Here is a 16689-nt window from a genome sequence, read left to right as displayed (position 1 = left end):
TCAATGCACTCCTTGCGCGTCATGGCCCACTGCCGGCGCATGCGCGGGTTTTTCGAACCGCTTGGCCACCATGCGCAGCAGCACATAGAACAGCGGGGTCAGGAACAGGCCGAAGAAGGTCACGCCCAGCATGCCCGCGAACACGGCGATGCCGATCGCGTGGCGCATCTCGGCGCCGGCGCCGCTCGAGAACACCAGCGGCACCACGCCGGCGATAAAGGCGATCGACGTCATCAGGATCGGACGCAAGCGCAGGCGGCTCGCTTCCAGCGCGGCGTCGACCAGGCCGCGGCCATGGTGTTCCAGTTCGCGGGCAAATTCCACGATCAGGATCGCGTTCTTCGAGGCCAGCCCGACCAGCACGAACAGCGCAATCTGCGTGAACACGTTGTTGTCGCCGCCGGTCAGCTTCACGCCGATCAGCGCGCACAGCATCGACAGCGGCACGATCAGGATCACCGACAATGGCAGGGTCCAGCTTTCGTACTGCGCCGCCAGCACCAGGAACACCAGCAGCACGCACAGCGGGAACACATAGATCATGGTGTTACCGGCCAGGATGTCCTGGTAGGTCAGCTCGGTCCATTCGAAGCTCACGCCTTTCGGCAGCGTCTCTTTCGCCAGCCGCTCCATGATGGCCTGGGCCTGGCCGGACGAGACGCCCGGCGCCGGGCCGCCATTCATTTCGGCGGCAACGTAGCCGTTGTAGCGCTGCACGCGGTCCGGGCCATAGGTGTCGCGCACCCGCATCAGGGACGACAGCGGGATCATCTCGCCGCTGTTGCTGCGCACCTTGAGCTGCTCGATCTGCTCGCGCTGCGAACGGAACGGCGCGTCGGCCTGCACCCGCACCTGATACGTGCGGCCGAACTGGTTGAAGTCGTTCACGTACATCGAACCGAGGTTGATCTGCAAGGTCTGGTTGATGGTCGCCAGCGGCACGCCCAGCTGCTTGGCCTTCACGCGGTCGATGTCGGCGTACAGCTGCGGCACGTTGATCTGGAAGCCCGAGAACACGCCCGCCAGTTCCGGCGTCTGCCAGGCCTTGGCCTGCAGCGCCTGCACCGCCTTGTACAACTCGTCGTAGCCGACGTTGGCGCGGTCTTCGATCATCATCTTGAAGCCGCCGGTGGTGCCCAGGCCGTTCACCGGGGGCGGCGACAGCACCAGCACGAAGGCGTCTTCCACCGCGCCCATGCGCTTGTTGATCTCGGCGGCGATGCCGTCGGCGCTGGTCTCTTTCGTGGTGCGCTCGCTGAACGGTTTCAGGCCGACGAACACGATGCCGGAGTTCGGCGCATTGGTGAAGCCGTTGATCGACAGGCCCGGGAAGGCGATCGACGATTCCACGCCCGGGATCTCCTTGGCGATCTCGGACATCTTGCGGATCACGGCGTCGGTGCGGTCGAGCGAAGCGGCGTCCGGCAACTGTGCGAAGCCGATCAGGTACGCTTTATCCTGCTGCGGCACGAAGCCCGGCGGCACCGCCTTGAACATGAAGATCGCGGCCACGGCAAGCAGAAGGTAGACGCCGATGGCGGCGGTCTTGCGGCGCAACACACCTTTCACGCCCAGCTCGTAGCGGTGCGACGAGCGGCCGAAGAAGCGGTTGAAGGCGCCGAAGAAGCGGCCGAACACTGAATCGATCATGCGCGTCAGGCGGTCTTTCGGGGCGCCATGCGGCTGCAGGAGCGAAGCCGACAGGGCCGGCGCCAGCGTCAGCGAGGCGAAGGCCGAGATCACGGTCGAAATCGCGATGGTCAGGGCGAACTGGCGGTAGAACTGGCCGGTCAGGCCGGACACGAACGCGATCGGCACGAACACCGCGCACAGCACCAGCGCGATGGCGATGATCGGCCCCGAGACTTCCTTCATCGCCTGGATCGTTGCTTCGCGCGGCATCAGGCCGTTCTCGATATTGCGCTCGACGTTCTCCACCACCACGATCGCGTCGTCGACCACGATGCCGATCGCCAGCACCAGTCCGAACAGCGACAGCGTGTTGATCGAGAAGCCGAAGGCCAGCATCACGGCGAAGGTGCCGACCACCGACACCGGCACCGCCAGCAGCGGGATGATCGAGGCGCGCCAGGTCTGCAGGAAGATGATCACCACCAGCGCCACCAGCACCACCGCCTCCAGCAGGGTGTGGATCACCGAGTTGATCGACTCGCGCACGAACTGGGTCGGGTCGTACACGATGGAGTACGCCACGCCGGACGGGAAGTCTTGCGACAGCGCTTCCATGGTGGCGCGCACGTCGGCGGACAGCTGCAGGTCATTCGCGCCAGGGGCGGCGAAGATCGGGATCGCCACCGCCGACTTGTTGTTCAGCAGCGAACGCAGGGCGTACGAGCTGGAACCGAGCTCCAGGCGCGCCACGTCCTTGAGCAGCGTGGTGCCGCCGTCGGCATTGGTTTTCAATACGATGCTGCCGAATTCCTCGACACTCTGCAGGCGACCTTGCGTGTTGACGGTCAGCTGGAAGTCGGCGTCTTTCGACGGACCCTGGCCGATCACGCCGGCCGCGACCTGCACGTTCTGTTCGCGGATCGCGTCCACCACGTCGGTCGCGGTCAGGTCGCGCGCGGCGACCTTCTGCGGATCGAGCCAGACCCGCATCGCGTAGTCGCCCGAGCCGAACAGCTGGACCTCGCCCATGCCCTTGATGCGGGCCAGCTGGTCCTTCACGTTCAGCACCGCGTAGTTGCGCAGGTACAGGTCGTCGTAGCGGCCGTCCGGCGAATTCAGGTGCACCACCATGGTCAGGTTGGGCGACGACTTCACCGTGGTGACGCCGATCTGGCGCACCTCTTCCGGCAGCCGTGGCAGCGCGCGCTGGACCCGGTTCTGCACCGCGGTCTCGGCCTGCTCGACGTCGGTGCCGATCTTGAAGGTGACGGTCAGCGCCAGCGCGCCGTCCGAGGTGTTTTGCGAAGACATGTACAGCATGTCCTCGACGCCGTTGATCTGTTCTTCGAGCGGCGTGGCCACGGTTTCCGCGATCACCTTCGGATTGGCGCCCGGGTACTGGGCGCGCACCACCACCGATGGCGGCACCACCTCGGGGTATTCCGAGATCGGCAGCATGAAGATCGAAATCAGGCCGCCGACGAAGATCAGCACCGACAGCACCGCCGCGAAGATCGGCTTGTCGACAAAGAATTTAGGGAAGTTCATGCTGGCTTACTCCTTGTCCGCCATGGCCACTTTGACGTCCTTGGCCGGCGCGGTCGCTGGTGCGCTGGTGGTCGCCACCATCGGCACCGTCTGCGCCGTGACCGGCGCGCCCGGACGCACGCGCTGCAGGCCGTTGACGACGATCTTCTCGCCCGGCTTCAAGCCTTCGCGCACGATGCGCAGGCCTTCGTTGACGGGACCGAGCTTAACGGCGCGGTACTCGGCCTTGCCGTCCTTGTCGACCACGTACACGAACTTGCGGTCCTGGTCGGTGCCGATGGCGCGATCGGTGATCAGGATCTGCTGTTGCGGCGCGCCGCCGGCGATCTGCACCCGGGCGAACAGGCCCGGCGCCAATTGGCGCTCGCTGTTGGCCAGGGTGGCGCGCATGCGCACGCTGCCGCTGCGGCTATCGAGCTGGTTGTCGACGAATTCGAGCTTGCCGCTGTGCGGGAAGCCCGCTTCGCCGGCCAGGCCGACCTTCACTTCGACCGGCTGGCCGGCGTGCACGCGGCGGCTTACGCGCAGGTAGGTGTCTTCGTCGCCGTCGAAACTGGCGTAGATGCGCTCCATCGACACCAGCGAGGTCAGCACGGCGGTGGCGTCGACCAGGTTGCCGAGGGTGATCTCGGCCTTCGACACGCGGCCGTCGATCGGCGCGGTGACGCGGGTATAGGCCAGGTTCAGGCGCGCTGCTTCGTGCTGGGCCGCGGCGGCGCGCGCGTTGGCGTCCAGTTCCTTCTGGCCGGCGGCGCGTTCGTCGAACTCGCGCTGGGCCACGGCCTTGTCGGCCAGCAGGCGCTCGGCGCGCTGCAGTTCCAGGCGCGCCAGGTCGGCGCGGGCGCGCGCTGCCGCGGCTGCGGCTTGCGTACGGTCGGCTTCGGCCTGGTAGGGACGCGGGTCGATCACGAACAACACGTCGCCCTTTTTCACTTCGGCGCCCGGCTTGAAGTTGACGGCCGTGATATAGCCCGACACGCGCGGGCGGATCTCGACCGTCTCGATCGCTTCCAGGCGGCCAGAGAATTCCTGGGTCTCGGTGACGGCCTTCTGGATCACCACCGCGCTCGATACCGGCGGCCCGGCCTGCACCGGCGGCTCGGCCTTGCTGTTGGCCTCAGAGCAGCCGCTGACGGCCGCGCCGACGATGCCGGCCAGCGCCAGGGCGCCGGCCATCGCTTTCAGTTTGCCCATTCCTCGTTGGTTTTGCATGATGCACCTTTCTTATTAATGACAACGACCTTGGTAAAGCTGGAGACAATAGGAACCCGTCGCGCGTCGTCGGCATGTCGTGCCGGACGAAACGCGGGCGTAAAGAGTCCCTTTCCGCGCGCGTGGCGCGGAAAACATGTAACTGGTGTGTGGCGGGATCGCGGCCGGCCGGCTCATGCCGGCGGCGCGAATGTCATCCCTGACTTATCCCTGGCGACAGCGGCGCATCGGGCGCGGCATGCTCTGGTGGTGGTTCATGGCGACTCTCCTTCTGGTGAGATTCCCGTCCTGCCAAAAGATTCAGGCAAAGCGGGGCCTTGCCGTGCGATCGGCACGGTGTCCTTGTGTTGACTGCTGGTCCGGCCAGGCGCCGGTGGTCGGGAGTGGCGTCAGGCCTTGCGCGTCATGCGCCCTTGCGTTTCTCCAGCCCCGACAGGAAGCTGGTGATTTCGCCCATCGCGTGCACCTTGCACGCGCACTCGTTGCGACCGTTCGGGTCCTGCAGGTCCAGGTCGGCCGGCGGCATGCGGCGCACCGTGGTGCAGACTCCCGAATTGATCAACTTCGATCCATATTGTTCCGCCTCGTCGCGCAGCGGATCGTCTTCGGCCGACAGGATCAGGGCCGGCGCCAGGTTCTTCAGGCGGCTCGAATGCAGCGGCGCCGCGTACGGGTGCGAGCGGTCGACCGCGTGCGGCAGGTAGCCGCGGTAGGCGGCAGCGCATTCGGTGGCGGCCTTTTCGCGGTCGGCGCACAGCGTCATCTGGCGCATCGAACAGGTGCTCAGGGCCGGATCGAGCATCGGCATGATCAGGATCTGGCCGGCCAGCGCCGGGCCGCCGCGGTCGCGGCTCATCAAGGCGCACACCGCCGCCAGGTTGGCCCCGGCTTCGATGCCGGACGCCACCAGGTACTTGCCGCTCCAGCCAAGCTTGGTCTTGTTCTTCTTGGCCCATGCCAGTACCGCGTGGGCGTCTTCCACCGCCGCCGGGAACGGGCTGACGGTGGCCAGCGTGTAGGTCGAGGCCAGCACCGCCGGATAATGGTCGCACTCGGCCAGCGAGCGCAGGAAGTCGTCGGCTTTTTCCAGGTCGCCGCTGTCGAAGCCGCCGCCGTGGAAGAACACCACCAGCATGTCTTTCTTGGCTACCGCGCCAGCGGTGTAGAGACGGGCGGCGAGCGGGCCGGTTGCGCCTTCGACCACGAGCTCGCGTACTTTCACTGCACCGGCGGCGTCCAGCATCGCGCTCATCTCACTGCTCCCTGTTCCTGCAGCTGAACAATCCGCCCGTCGATGCCGTCGCATTCGCCCGAGCAGCTCACCTGCATTTCCAGCGACAGGGCGTGCACGCCGCGCGCTTCCAGGCTGGCAGGACGCGAATAGGCATCGGTGCAGAGCAGCCCCGCCAGTGCGACGCCGCTCAGGGTGACTGCTACCGTGGTGAAGATTCCGTCCCGCATGCTCATGTCCTGCTCCGTGTTGTCAACATATTTGTTGCGATGCACACACTATAGCTTTCAACTACAATTAGATAAATACATCAATTCCGAATTGATTGTTCGGATTGCTGAACAATAACGTTATTTTTGTCGAGAACTTGAGATGAACAAATTTCAGGCCATGGAAGTGTTCGTGCACGTGGTCGACTGCGGCAGCTTCACACGCGCGGCAGAGATGCTGCAATTGCCGAAGGCGACCGTATCGACCCTGGTGCAGGCGCTGGAAACCTCGCTTGCCTCCAAGCTGCTGCACCGCACCACGCGCCATGTCTCGGTGACCTCGGACGGGGCCGCCTATTACGAGCGCTGCATCCGCATCCTGTCCGACGTGCGCGACGCCGAGGAATCGCTGTCGCGCCATCGCTTCAGCCCGAGCGGGCGGCTGCGCGTGGATACGCCGACCGGGCTGGCGTCCGAGATATTGATCCCGGCCCTGCCCGACTTCTTCGAGCGCTATCCCGACATCACGCTGGAACTGGGCAGCACCGACCGCCCGGTCGACCTGGTCGAGGAAGGCGTCGACTGCGCCGTGCGCGGCGGCGAACTGGTCGATACCAGCCTGATCGCACGGCGCCTGGGCGTGATCAACTTCGTCACCTGCGCCGCGCCCTCGTACGTGGCGCGCTATGGCGTGCCGACCCATCCAAGCGACCTCGAGCGCCATCGCTGCATCAATTATTTTTCGGCCAAGAGCGGCAAGATCAGCGGGTGGGAATTCAATCGTGACGGCGAACGCATCGAGGTGGCGCTGCCGGGCGCGCTGGCGCTGAACGATTCGAATTCCTACGTCAAGGCCGGGCTGGCGGGGCTGGGCGTGATCAGCATGACCGATTACCTGCTCAACGAACACCTGGCCACCGGCGCCATGGTGCGCCTGCTGCCGGAGTGGCGCAGCGATCCGCTGCCGGTGCACGTGGTGTATCCGCAAAACCGCCATTTGTCGGCCAAGGTGCGCGTGTTCGTGGAATGGGTGGCCGAGCTGTTTGCCAACAACCCGCACCTGCGCCTGCAGCCGGCCGATACGGCGGCGCCTGTGCCGCCGCTGCCGGCGGACGCGGCAAGGATGGCACAACGCGGCTGAGCGGGCGTAGAATCGTCTCCACAATAAATACAGGAGACGCCGCCATGAACCACGCTTCGCCGCGCACGCTCGCGCCGCGCCAGATCGACCTGTTATTGGGCCGCTACGGCGAGAGCCACCGCCATCCGCTCAACGAGACCATCCACATGGTCTGCATCCCGGCCATCGTGTTCAGCCTGCTGGGATTGCTGTGGGCGGTCCATCCATTCATTGCGCTGCTGACCGTGGCTGGGGCGCTGGCGTATTACTTCACCCTGTCGCGCCCGTTCGCGCTGGGGATGGGGGCGATGGCGGCGCTGATGCTGGCCGTGCTGTCGCTGATCCCGCCCGGCATGGTGCTGCCGGTGTCGATCGGGGTGTTCGTGCTGGCCTGGGTCGGGCAATTTATCGGCCACCATATCGAGGGCAAGAAGCCGTCGTTCTTCGAAGACCTGCGCTTCTTGCTGATCGGGCCGCTGTTCGTGCTGGCGATCCTGTACCGGCGCTTGAACCTGCTGTATTGATGTTGCGCGTTTGATACAAGACAGATCCCCGCTGGCGTAAACTTTCTGGCGGGATATTCGCGGCGCACTATACTCCCGCGATGTCCTCTCCCGTCCTGTTCACCCTCGCCTCGCTGATCTGGGGCTCGACCTTCTGGGCCATCACCTTGCAGCTGGGGCATACGCCGCCGGCGGTCTCGGTCGCCTACCGTTTCTTCCTCGCCGCCGCCACCCTGTTCGCGATCTGCATCGTGCGCCGCGACTCGCTGCGCCTGCCATGGCGCACCCATCGATGGATGGCGTTGCAGGGTTCGCTGACTTTCGGCATCTCCTACATCTGCACCTACGAATCCGAACAACACGTGGTGTCCGGCCTGGTCGCGGTGCTGTTCGCGCTGATGGTGTTCTGGACCCCGATCTGGAGCCGCATCTTCTTCGGCACCGCCATCAACCGCCGCACCTGGGCCTGCGGCGTGGTCGCCACCGCCGGCGTGGCGCTGCTGTTCTGGCACTCGATCGGCGACGCCTGGCGCGACCTGCAGGCGGGCGGCAATGGCCACTTCCTGGCCGGCGTGGTGCTGGCGCTGAGCGCCACCCTGGCCAGCTCGGCCGGCAGCATCGTGGTCAACAAGGTCAAGGAACAATGTTCCAACCTGCCGCTGACGATGGCCTGGTCGATGCTGTGGGGCGCTTCGCTCGTCACCGTCTGGTCGCTGGCCAACGGCGACGCCTTCGTGCTGCCGAGCAGCACCACCTACTGGGCCGGCCTGGTCTACCTGTCGATCGCCGGCTCGGTGGTCGCCTTCTTCGCCTACTTCACGCTGATCGGCCGCATCGGCGCCAACAAGGCCGTGTACATCGGCGTCGTCACGCCGGTGCTGTCGGTGCTGCTGTCGGTGATGCTCGAAGACTATCGCCCGGGCCCGGTCGAATTCCTGGGCATGGTGCTGTGCCTGGCCAGCGTCGCCTGGGCCCTGCGCGCGCCGGCGCCCAAGAGCGTGCAATCCGCCACCCTGAACAATGCCATCGAAACGCCATGACTTCTGAAACTGCTTTCTCCATCCGCCCGGCCACCCCGGCCGACGTCGTCCACATCCACGCCATGATCGTCGAGCTGGCCGTGTTCGAGAAACTCGAGCACATGGTGGTGGCCACCGAAGCCCTGCTGCACGACGGTCTGTTCGGCGCGCGCCCAAGCTGCGAAGCGATCGTCGGCGAAGAGAACGGCGAAGTCGTGACCTTCGCCCTGTTCTTCCATAACTTCTCGACCTTCCTCACCAGGAAGGGGCTGTACCTGGAAGACCTGTACGTGCGCCAATCGCATCGCGGCAAAGGTTTCGGGACGCAGATGCTGCAGCGCCTGGCGCAGATCGCGCTGGAACGCGGCTGCGGTCGCTTCGAATGGTCGGTGCTGGACTGGAACGAGCCGGCGATCAACTTCTACAAAGCGATGGGCGCCGACGTGATGCCGGACTGGCGCATCTGCCGCGTGACCGGGGACAGCCTCACCGCCCTGGCCGAACGCGGCTGAACCTCAGCTGCACATACCGTACCCACAAAGAAAAGCCCACGGGCCGTAGCACCGTGGGCAAACCCATTTTGGCAAATGGGGAGGGGAGATGGGAATCACATGAAGGCACTATAGACGTCGATTCTTAACGAACCATTAAGCTTTACATTTGGTTACCGCGTCTGCTGTTGCGTCTACCTTGCTTCGTGACTTCGGGACCATCATTACCCGGATGGAAAAAGTCGGCTTGAGGGCGATCAAGCCAAACATCTCCATGTTGCGTGGGTGGGACGCCGTGCAGGCTCAGCTGAAGTGCGGGGTGCGCAGGATGCCGCCATTCACCACGGCGCGGCAGGGATTGAAGCCGATCGCATACGCCAGGTCGGCCGGACGCGCGATGTCCCACAATGCCAGGTCGGCGCGCTTGCCGACCGCCAGCGTGCCGATCTGGTCCTGCAGGCCGAGCGCGCGCGCTGCGTGGGCGGTGGCGCCCAGCAGCGCTTCCTGCGGCGTCAGGCGCCACAGCGTGCACGCCATGTTCAGCGCCAGCAGCAGCGAGGTCATGGGCGAAGTGCCGGGATTGCAGTCGGTGGCGACCGCCATCGGCACGCCGGCTTCGCGCAAGGCGGCGATCGGCGGCGGCGTGCTTTCCCTTAAAAAGTAATATGCTCCCGGCAGCAGCACGGCCACCGTGCCTGCCTGCGCCATCGCCGCGATCCCTTCAGGGCTCAGGTATTCGAGATGGTCGGCCGACAGGCCGCCGAAGCGTGCCACCAGCGCCGCCCCGCCCTGGTCCGACAGCTGCTCGGCATGCAGCTTGACCGGCAGGCCGAGCGCGCGCGCAGCCGCGAACACGCGCGCGGTCTGCTGGTGCGTGAAACCGATCCGTTCGCAGAACGCGTCCACCGCATCCACCAGCCCCTGCTGCGCCAGCGCCGGCAGCATGCGTTCGCACACCTCGCTCACGTAGTCGTCCGCGCGCCCGGCGAATTCCGGCGGCAGCGCGTGGGCGCCGAGGAAGGTGGTGGCCACGCGCACCGGCAGCAATTCGCCGATGCGGCGCGCCGCGCGCAGCATGCGCTCTTCGGCCTCTAGCGCCAGGCCATAACCGGACTTGATTTCGAGCGTGGTCACGCCCTCCGCCAGCAATGCGCGCACGCGCGGCAGGCTGGCCGCCAGCAAGCCGTCGACGTCGGCCGCGCGCGTGGCGCGCACGGTGGACATGATGCCGCCGCCGGCGCGTGCGATGTCTTCGTAGCTGGCGCCGTTCAGGCGCGCTTCCCATTCGTCGCTGCGGTTGCCGGCGTGGACGATGTGGGTATGGCAGTCGACCAGGCCGGGCGTCATCCAGGCGCCGCCGCAGTCGTGCTGCTTGTGCGCGGCCGGCGCATCGGCGCGCTTGCCGAGCCAGGCGATACGGCCGTCCTTCACGGCCAGCGCGGCGTCGCTCAGTTCACCGTATCCGTCCTCCATCGTGGCCAGGTGCACGTTGGTGAACAGCAGGTCGAAGGTAGGCCCGACTTCAGTCATACATCGCCTCATCGTCGTCGTCCGAGTAGTAATGGACGTCGACGATGTAGATCGTGGCCTGGCCCGCTTCCAGCGTCCACACGGTGCCCGGGTCGAGCATCACGGCGTCGTAGCGCACCAGGCCGATGCGTTCGTCGTCGCTGGCCAGCTGCAGGCTGTCGCCCTCGGCCAGGAACAGCACCGTGATCTCGGCGCGCGCGACGAAGGTCGAGTCGCCGCTCAGGCGCCGGCGGCCGAACTGGTGGTAGCAGCGCTCGCTGCGCGACATCACGTTGAAGTCGGTGGTCGGCCCGCGATTGAGCTTGGCGCTCACCTCCGAGCTGCCGTCGAACGCGACCACCGGATCGGCGTCGGTGAGCATGGTCGGCTCGCCGTCGATGTGCAGCAGCATGCCCGGCCCATCGACCAGCGCCAGCGTGCGGTCGACGCCTTCAAACTGCGAAAACGCGCCGTCCTCGGCGATGGTCGCCAGGCTGACGCGCCAGTCGAAATCGTCGAAGCCGGCGTCGGGCGGGCCGATCGCGATCTCGATCGTGCTGCCGCCGCCGTTCTTCCACGGCGCCGGGGCCAAGCCTGCAAACGGAATCAGGACACTCATTGGATCACCTCTGGCTCAGTGCATGTCAAACTTCGCGTAATTCCCGGACGGCCTGGCGATAGCGCTGCGCGATCGCATCCTGCGCCACGTGGCGCCCGCCCTGCACCACCCAGTGCCCACCGCACAGCACGTCGCGCACCAGGTTATCGTTCCCGCAAAATACCAGACGTCCCAATACTTCGTCGTCGCGTACGCCGTCCAGGTTCGGATGGGTCCCGTCCAGCACGATCAGGTCGGCGCGCTTGCCGGCTTCAAGGGCGCCGACGCGCCGGCCCGCCGCCTGGGCGCCGCCCCGCAGCGCGGCCTGCCACAGATAGTCGCCCACATTGCGCTGCCCGCGCGTGACCGCGACGTTGCGGTGCTGATGCTGCAGGCGCTGGCCGTACTCGAGCCAGCGCAGCTCTTCCACCGGGCTTTGCGACACGTGGCTGTCGCTGCCGATGCCGAACCGTCCCCCGGCCGCGATAAAGGGCGCGAGCGGGAACAGCCCGTCGCCCAGGTTGGCCTCGGTGGTCGGGCACAGCCCGGCGACCGCGCCGCTGCGCCCCAGCCGCGCGACCTCGTCGTCGTCCAGGTGGGTCGCGTGCACCAGGCACCAGCGCGCGTCGATTCCGAGCTCGTCGAGCAGGTACTGCACCGGACGGCGCTTGAGCGCATCCAGGCATTGCCGCACTTCGGCCTGCTGCTCGGCGATGTGGATGTGCAGCGGACGGCCGGCCGGCAGCGCCTCGGCCAATGTGCGGATCTGGCCGAGCGTGGCGGCGCGCAGCGAATGCGGGGCGGCGCCGACTTCGAGCTGGCCACTGCGCAAGGCGCCCAATGCCTCGACGATGCCGAGCACGTCGTCGACGTTGGTGCGGAAGCGTGCCTGCTCGGGTTTCAGCGGTTGTTCGCCGAAGCCGGCGTGGCTGTACAGCACCGGCAGCAGCGTCAGGCCGATCCCGGCCGCCTGCCCCGCCGCCGCGACGCGTTCCGCCGTTTCCGCCGGACGCGCATAGCTGCGGCCATCGACGTCGCGCTGCAGGTAGTGGAACTCGCACAGCGAGGTGTAGCCGTGGCGCAGGCACTCGGCGAACAGCTGGGCGGCGATGGCTTCGATCTGCTGCGGCGTGATGCGCGCGGCGAAGCGGTACATCAGGTCGCGCCAGGTCCAGAAGCTGTCCTTCTCGCCATCGTCGCCGGCGCGCTCGGTCAGGCCGCCCAGCGCGCGCTGGAAGGCATGCGAATGCAGGTTGACCATCCCCGGCAGCACGTAGTTGACGCGCGCCACTTTCAGGGGCGCCTGCGCGCCGGCCGCGACCCGGGTCAGGTCGCCGTGGATGTCCCATTCGAGCAGCACGTCGTGGCGCCAGCCATCCGGCAGCAGCGCGTGGCGCGCGAACAGGGCGTTCATCGCGCGTCCTTTCGTACCCAGTCCAGCGCGGCCTTGATCATGTCGCGCAGCAGCGGCTGGACTTCTCCGGCAACCTCGGGGCGGTACTCGAACGGCGGCGCCTCGTTCATGTACAGGCACTGGCACATCTCGAGCTGCAGCGCGTGCACGTTGTCGGCCGGCTGGCCGTAGTGGCGCGTGATGTGGCCGCCCTTGAAGCGGCCGTTGAGGGCCACCGAGAACCGGTCCTGCGCGCGCGCCACGCCGAGCACCGCGTCTTCCAGCCCCTGCGCGCACGACTTGCCTTCGGCGGTGCCGAAGTTCAGGTCGGGCAGGCGGCCTTCGAAGAAACGCGGCACGATCGAGGCAATCGAATGCGCTTCCCACAGCACCACGGCGCCATGTTCCGCCTTCAGGCGATCCAGTTCCGCGCGCAGCTGTTGGTGGTAAGGCCGCCAGTACAGGTCGAGACGGCGCTGCACCTCGGCCTGGTCCGGCTCCCTGCCTTCCTGGTACAGGCGCTCGCGCCCGAAGGTATCGACCGGGCACAGGCCGGTGGTGTCCAGGCCCGGATACAGGTTGGTGTTTTCCGGCGGGCGATTCAGGTCGATCAGGTAGCGCGACCAGCGCGCCGAAATGGTCGACACGCCCATCTCTTCAAGGAAGCCGTACAGCTCGGGCAGGTGCCAGTCGGTGTCGGCGCGCGCCTGGGCGCACGGCGCCAGCGTGGCCGCCACGTCGTCGGGAATCTCCAGGCCCGCATGCGGCATCGACACCAGCATGGGAAGCCTGCCTGCCTTGAACCGGAACGCCATCACGCCTCCTGTGTTGAATGATTACGGATGCAGCACCGCGAACAGCTCCTTGCACGACGCCGACAGCGCGCCGTCCACCACCAGCTTGCGCGCGGCCTCGATGTCGGGCGCGAAGAAGCGGTCGGCGTCGTACGGCGCCACGGCCTGGCGCAGTTGCGCGTGCACGTGCTCCAGGTGCTGCGAGCTTTGCAGCGGGCGGTGGAACTCGATGCCCTGGGCCGCCGCCAGCAGCTCGATGCCGACGATCACCGCCGTATTGTGCGCCATCTGGTCCAGGCGCCGCGCCGCGAAGGTCGCCATGCTGACATGATCCTCCTGGTTGGCCGACGTCGGCAAGCTATCGACACTGGCAGGATGCGCGTGCGACTTGTTCTCGGACGCCAGCGCGGCGGCGGTGACGTGGGCGATCATGAAGCCCGAGTTCAGGCCCGGTTCGCGCACCAAAAAGGCCGGCAGGCCGGACAGATTGGCGTCGATCAGCAGCGCGATGCGGCGCTCGGCCAGCGCGCCGATCTCGGCGATCGCCAGCGCCAGCGTGTCGGCGGCAAACGCCACCGGCTCGGCGTGGAAGTTACCGCCCGAGACGATGTCGCCGCCGCCCTGGTCATCCAGGAACAGCAGCGGGTTGTCGGTGACGGCATTCGCCTCGATCAGCAGCGTGCGGCCGGCATTCGCGATCAGGTCCATCACGGCGCCCATCACCTGCGGCTGGCAGCGCAGGCTGTACGGGTCCTGCACCCGCTCGTCGCCCACCAGGTGCGAGGCGCGGATCGCGCTGCCAGCCACCAGTTCGCGGTAGATGGCGGCGGCCGCGATCTGGCCCGGCTGGCCGCGCACCGCGTGGATGCGGGCGTCGAACGGCGCATCGCTGCCGCGCGCGGCGTCCACCGACAGCGAGCCGGTGACCATCGCCGCTTCCAGCAGGCGTTCGGCCATGAACAGGCCGTGCAGCGCCAGCGCGGTCGAGACTTGCGTGCCGTTGATCAGGGCCAGGCCCTCCTTCGCGCCCAGCACCACCGGCTCGATGCCGGCCGCGCGCAAGGCATCGGCGGCATTCACCAGTTCGCCGTTGTGGCGCACCTGGCCCACGCCCAGCATGGCCAGCGTCATGTGCGCCAGCGGCGCCAGGTCGCCCGAGGCGCCGACCGAGCCTTGCGACGGAATCGCCGGCATGATGCCCGCGTTGTACAGCGCGATCAGGGTCTCGACGATCACCGGGCGCACGCCGGAATAGCCACGCGCCAGGCTGCCGATCTTGGTCAGCACGATCAGGCGCACGATGGCATCCGATAACAACGGGCCGGTGCCGACCGCGTGCGACAGGATCAGGTTCTGCTGCAGCGCCGCCAGCTGGTCGTGCGGGATGTGGGCCTTGGCCAGGATGCCGAAGCCGGTGTTCACGCCGTAGGCCGGGTCGCCCTTGGCGACGATGGCGTCGACCAGGTTGGCGGAGGCGGTGATGGCGGCCCATGCTTCGCCGGCCAGGGCCAATGGCGCATGGGTGGACCAGACCGCGCGCAGATCCTTGAGGGTCAGCTGGCCAGGGTACAAGGTAATGGTGTTGTTCATGGTGCTTGAAACGTTATTTGGTGGAGGCTGTGTTGAGCATGGGGAGATTGAGGCCCTGGCGCTTGGCGGTCTCGATCGCGGTCTCGTAGCCGGCGTCGGCGTGGCGCATCACGCCGGTGGCGCTGTCGTTGACCAGCACCCGTGCCAGGCGCTTGTCTGCGGCTTCGGTGCCGTCGGCCACGATCACCACGCCCGAGTGCTGCGAGTAGCCCATGCCGACGCCGCCGCCATGGTGCAGCGAGACCCAGGTGGCGCCGCCGGCGGTGTTCAGCAAGGCGTTCAGCAGCGGCCAGTCGGACACCGCGTCGGTGCCGTCGCGCATCGCTTCGGTCTCGCGATTGGGACTGGCCACCGAGCCGGTGTCGAGGTGGTCGCGTCCGATCACGATCGGCGCCTTCAGTTCGCCGGTGCGCACCATCTCGTTGAAGGCCAGGCCGGCCAGGTGGCGCTCGCCCAGTCCCAGCCAGCAGATGCGCGCCGGCAGGCCCTGGAAGGCGATCCGTTCGCGCGCCATGTCGAGCCAGCGGTGCACGCGCGCATGGTGCGGGAACAGCTCCTTGATTTTCGCATCCGTCTTGTAGATGTCTTCCGGGTCGCCCGACAGCGCCACCCAGCGGAACGGTCCGCGGCCTTCGCAGAACTGCGGGCGGATGTAGGCCGGCACGAAGCCGGGGAAGTCGAAGGCATTCTCGACGCCTTCGTCCTTGGCCACCTGGCGGATATTGTTGCCGTAGTCTACCGCATGGCAACCCATGGCCTTGAAGTCGAGGATTGCCTGCACGTGCTGCGCGCACGACTTAGCCGCGTCCTGCTTCAGGCGCGCGTGCTGGACCGGGTCCTGCTGCGCCGCCTTCCATTGTTCCACCGTCCAGCCGATCGGCAGGTAGCCGTTGATCAGGTCATGGGCCGAGGTCTGGTCGGTGACCAGGTCGGGCTTGATGCCGCCGGATCTGGCGCGGCGCACCAGTTCCGGCAGCACCTCGGCCGCGTTGCCGAGCAGGCCGATCGAGATCGCTTCTTTTTTCTCGACGTGCTGGGCGATCATGGCCAGCGCCTCGTCGATGTCGCGCGCCTGCTTGTCCAGGTAGCGGGTGCGCAGGCGGAAGTCGATGCTGCTTTGCTGGCATTCGACGGTCAGCGACACGGCGCCGGCGAAGGTCGCCGCCAGCGGCTGGGCGCCGCCCATGCCGCCCAGGCCGGCGGTCAGGATCCAGCGTCCCCTCATGGTCCCACTGAGGTCGCCGCCGAAGTGCTGGCGTCCCGCTTCGGCGAAGGTCTCGTAGGTACCCTGCACGATGCCTTGCGTGCCGATATAGATCCAGCTGCCGGCCGTCATCTGGCCGTACATGAACAGGCCCTTGCGATCGAGTTCGTTGAAGTGCTCCCAGTCGGCCCACTTCGGCACCAGGTTGGAGTTCGCCAGCAGCACGCGCGGGGCGTCGGCATGGGTCTGGAACACGCCGACCGGCTTTCCGGACTGGATCAGCAGGGTCTGGTCGTCTTCCAGTTCGCGCAGCGAGGCCAGGATCTGGTCGTAGCACTCCCAGTTGCGCGCGGCGCGGCCGATGCCGCCGTAGACCACCAGGCGCTGCGGATTCTCCGCGACCTCGGCGTCGAGATTATTCTGCAGCATGCGGTAGGCCGCTTCGGTGAGCCAGCTTTTACAAGCAAGCCCGGTGCCGCGCGGGGCGCGGATCGCGCGCGATGGATCGAAGCGGGGATCTTCCAGGCGGGACAGGTCGGTCATGGCGGCTCCTTGATAAAAGGACGGCGCGTGCATGGGCGCACACGCCACGTTGCGACGAGTCTAGGTTGTCTATACAACCAAGTCAATCCATTT

The 16689-nt window shown here is 66.8% G+C and carries 14 protein-coding genes; 4 read left to right on the top strand and 10 right to left on the bottom strand.

Annotated features, from left to right (window positions below; translation table 11 throughout):
• The 4 genes from QPK27_RS07310 to QPK27_RS07295 form a co-directional block, all read right to left on the bottom strand.
• On the bottom strand, window positions 1–3180 hold the full coding sequence (locus tag QPK27_RS07310; protein ID WP_290417555.1) for an efflux RND transporter permease subunit: 3180 nt from the start codon (window positions 3178–3180) through the stop codon (window positions 1–3).
• A 6-nt stretch (window positions 3181–3186) separates the two neighbouring features.
• Window positions 3187–4374 carry an efflux RND transporter periplasmic adaptor subunit gene (locus QPK27_RS07305; RefSeq protein ID WP_290417554.1) on the bottom strand — a complete coding sequence of 396 codons (1188 nt, stop codon included), beginning with the start codon at window positions 4372–4374 and terminating at the stop codon, window positions 3187–3189.
• 421 nt (window positions 4375–4795) lie between these two features.
• Window positions 4796–5644, bottom strand: coding sequence for an alpha/beta hydrolase (locus QPK27_RS07300; RefSeq protein WP_290417553.1), 849 nt, complete (start codon window positions 5642–5644; stop codon window positions 4796–4798).
• A complete protein-coding gene (locus QPK27_RS07295) occupies window positions 5641–5859 on the bottom strand; it encodes a hypothetical protein (RefSeq protein WP_290417552.1) in 219 nt (72 codons plus the stop codon). The genes QPK27_RS07300 and QPK27_RS07295 overlap by 4 nt, the downstream gene beginning before the upstream one ends.
• Window positions 5860–5995: 136 nt before the next feature.
• On the opposite strand from QPK27_RS07295, the gene QPK27_RS07290 reads away from it, so the two are divergent.
• The 4 genes from QPK27_RS07290 (at window position 5996) to QPK27_RS07275 (ending at window position 8986) form a co-directional block, all read left to right on the top strand.
• Window positions 5996–6973 carry a LysR family transcriptional regulator gene (locus QPK27_RS07290; RefSeq protein ID WP_290417551.1) on the top strand — a complete coding sequence of 326 codons (978 nt, stop codon included), beginning with the start codon at window positions 5996–5998 and terminating at the stop codon, window positions 6971–6973.
• A 44-nt stretch (window positions 6974–7017) separates the two neighbouring features.
• Window positions 7018–7476, top strand: coding sequence for a DUF962 domain-containing protein (locus QPK27_RS07285; RefSeq protein WP_290417550.1), 459 nt, complete (start codon window positions 7018–7020; stop codon window positions 7474–7476).
• A gap of 80 nt (window positions 7477–7556) precedes the next feature.
• Window positions 7557–8495 (top strand): DMT family transporter, encoded by a 939-nt coding sequence (locus tag QPK27_RS07280; RefSeq protein ID WP_290417549.1) that lies wholly within the window; start codon window positions 7557–7559, stop codon window positions 8493–8495.
• Entirely contained in the window at window positions 8492–8986 is a 495-nt protein-coding gene (locus QPK27_RS07275) for a GNAT family N-acetyltransferase (protein ID WP_290417548.1), read from the top strand. The genes QPK27_RS07280 and QPK27_RS07275 overlap by 4 nt, the downstream gene beginning before the upstream one ends.
• Window positions 8987–9268: 282 nt before the next feature.
• Here the strand turns inward: QPK27_RS07275 and hutI are convergent, their stop codons facing one another.
• The 6 genes from hutI to hutU are packed head-to-tail and all read right to left on the bottom strand — an operon-like array spanning window position 9269 to window position 16596.
• On the bottom strand, window positions 9269–10495 hold the full coding sequence (gene hutI / locus QPK27_RS07270) for an imidazolonepropionase (protein WP_290417547.1): 1227 nt from the start codon (window positions 10493–10495) through the stop codon (window positions 9269–9271).
• Entirely contained in the window at window positions 10488–11093 is a 606-nt protein-coding gene (locus tag QPK27_RS07265; RefSeq protein WP_290417546.1) for a HutD family protein, read from the bottom strand. The genes hutI and QPK27_RS07265 overlap by 8 nt, the downstream gene beginning before the upstream one ends.
• A gap of 25 nt (window positions 11094–11118) precedes the next feature.
• Window positions 11119–12486: a formimidoylglutamate deiminase gene (locus tag QPK27_RS07260; RefSeq protein ID WP_290417545.1), complete on the bottom strand. Its 1368-nt coding sequence runs from the start codon at window positions 12484–12486 to the stop codon at window positions 11119–11121.
• Entirely contained in the window at window positions 12483–13280 is a 798-nt protein-coding gene (gene hutG, locus QPK27_RS07255) for an N-formylglutamate deformylase (RefSeq protein ID WP_290417544.1), read from the bottom strand. Before hutG ends, QPK27_RS07260 begins: the two co-directional genes overlap by 4 nt.
• A gap of 21 nt (window positions 13281–13301) precedes the next feature.
• Window positions 13302–14849 carry a histidine ammonia-lyase gene (hutH, locus tag QPK27_RS07250; RefSeq protein WP_290417543.1) on the bottom strand — a complete coding sequence of 516 codons (1548 nt, stop codon included), beginning with the start codon at window positions 14847–14849 and terminating at the stop codon, window positions 13302–13304.
• Window positions 14850–14862: 13 nt separating this feature from the next.
• A complete protein-coding gene (gene hutU / locus QPK27_RS07245) occupies window positions 14863–16596 on the bottom strand; it encodes a urocanate hydratase (protein ID WP_374047024.1) in 1734 nt (577 codons plus the stop codon).
• Window positions 16597–16689: the final 93 nt, after the last annotated feature.

It is taken from the genome of Massilia sp. YIM B02443 (genome assembly GCF_030411955.1).
Taxonomy (GTDB): domain Bacteria; phylum Pseudomonadota; class Gammaproteobacteria; order Burkholderiales; family Burkholderiaceae_D; genus Telluria.
Note: the sequence above shows the minus strand (reverse complement) of the source record. Positions and strands in the feature narration are given on the sequence as shown.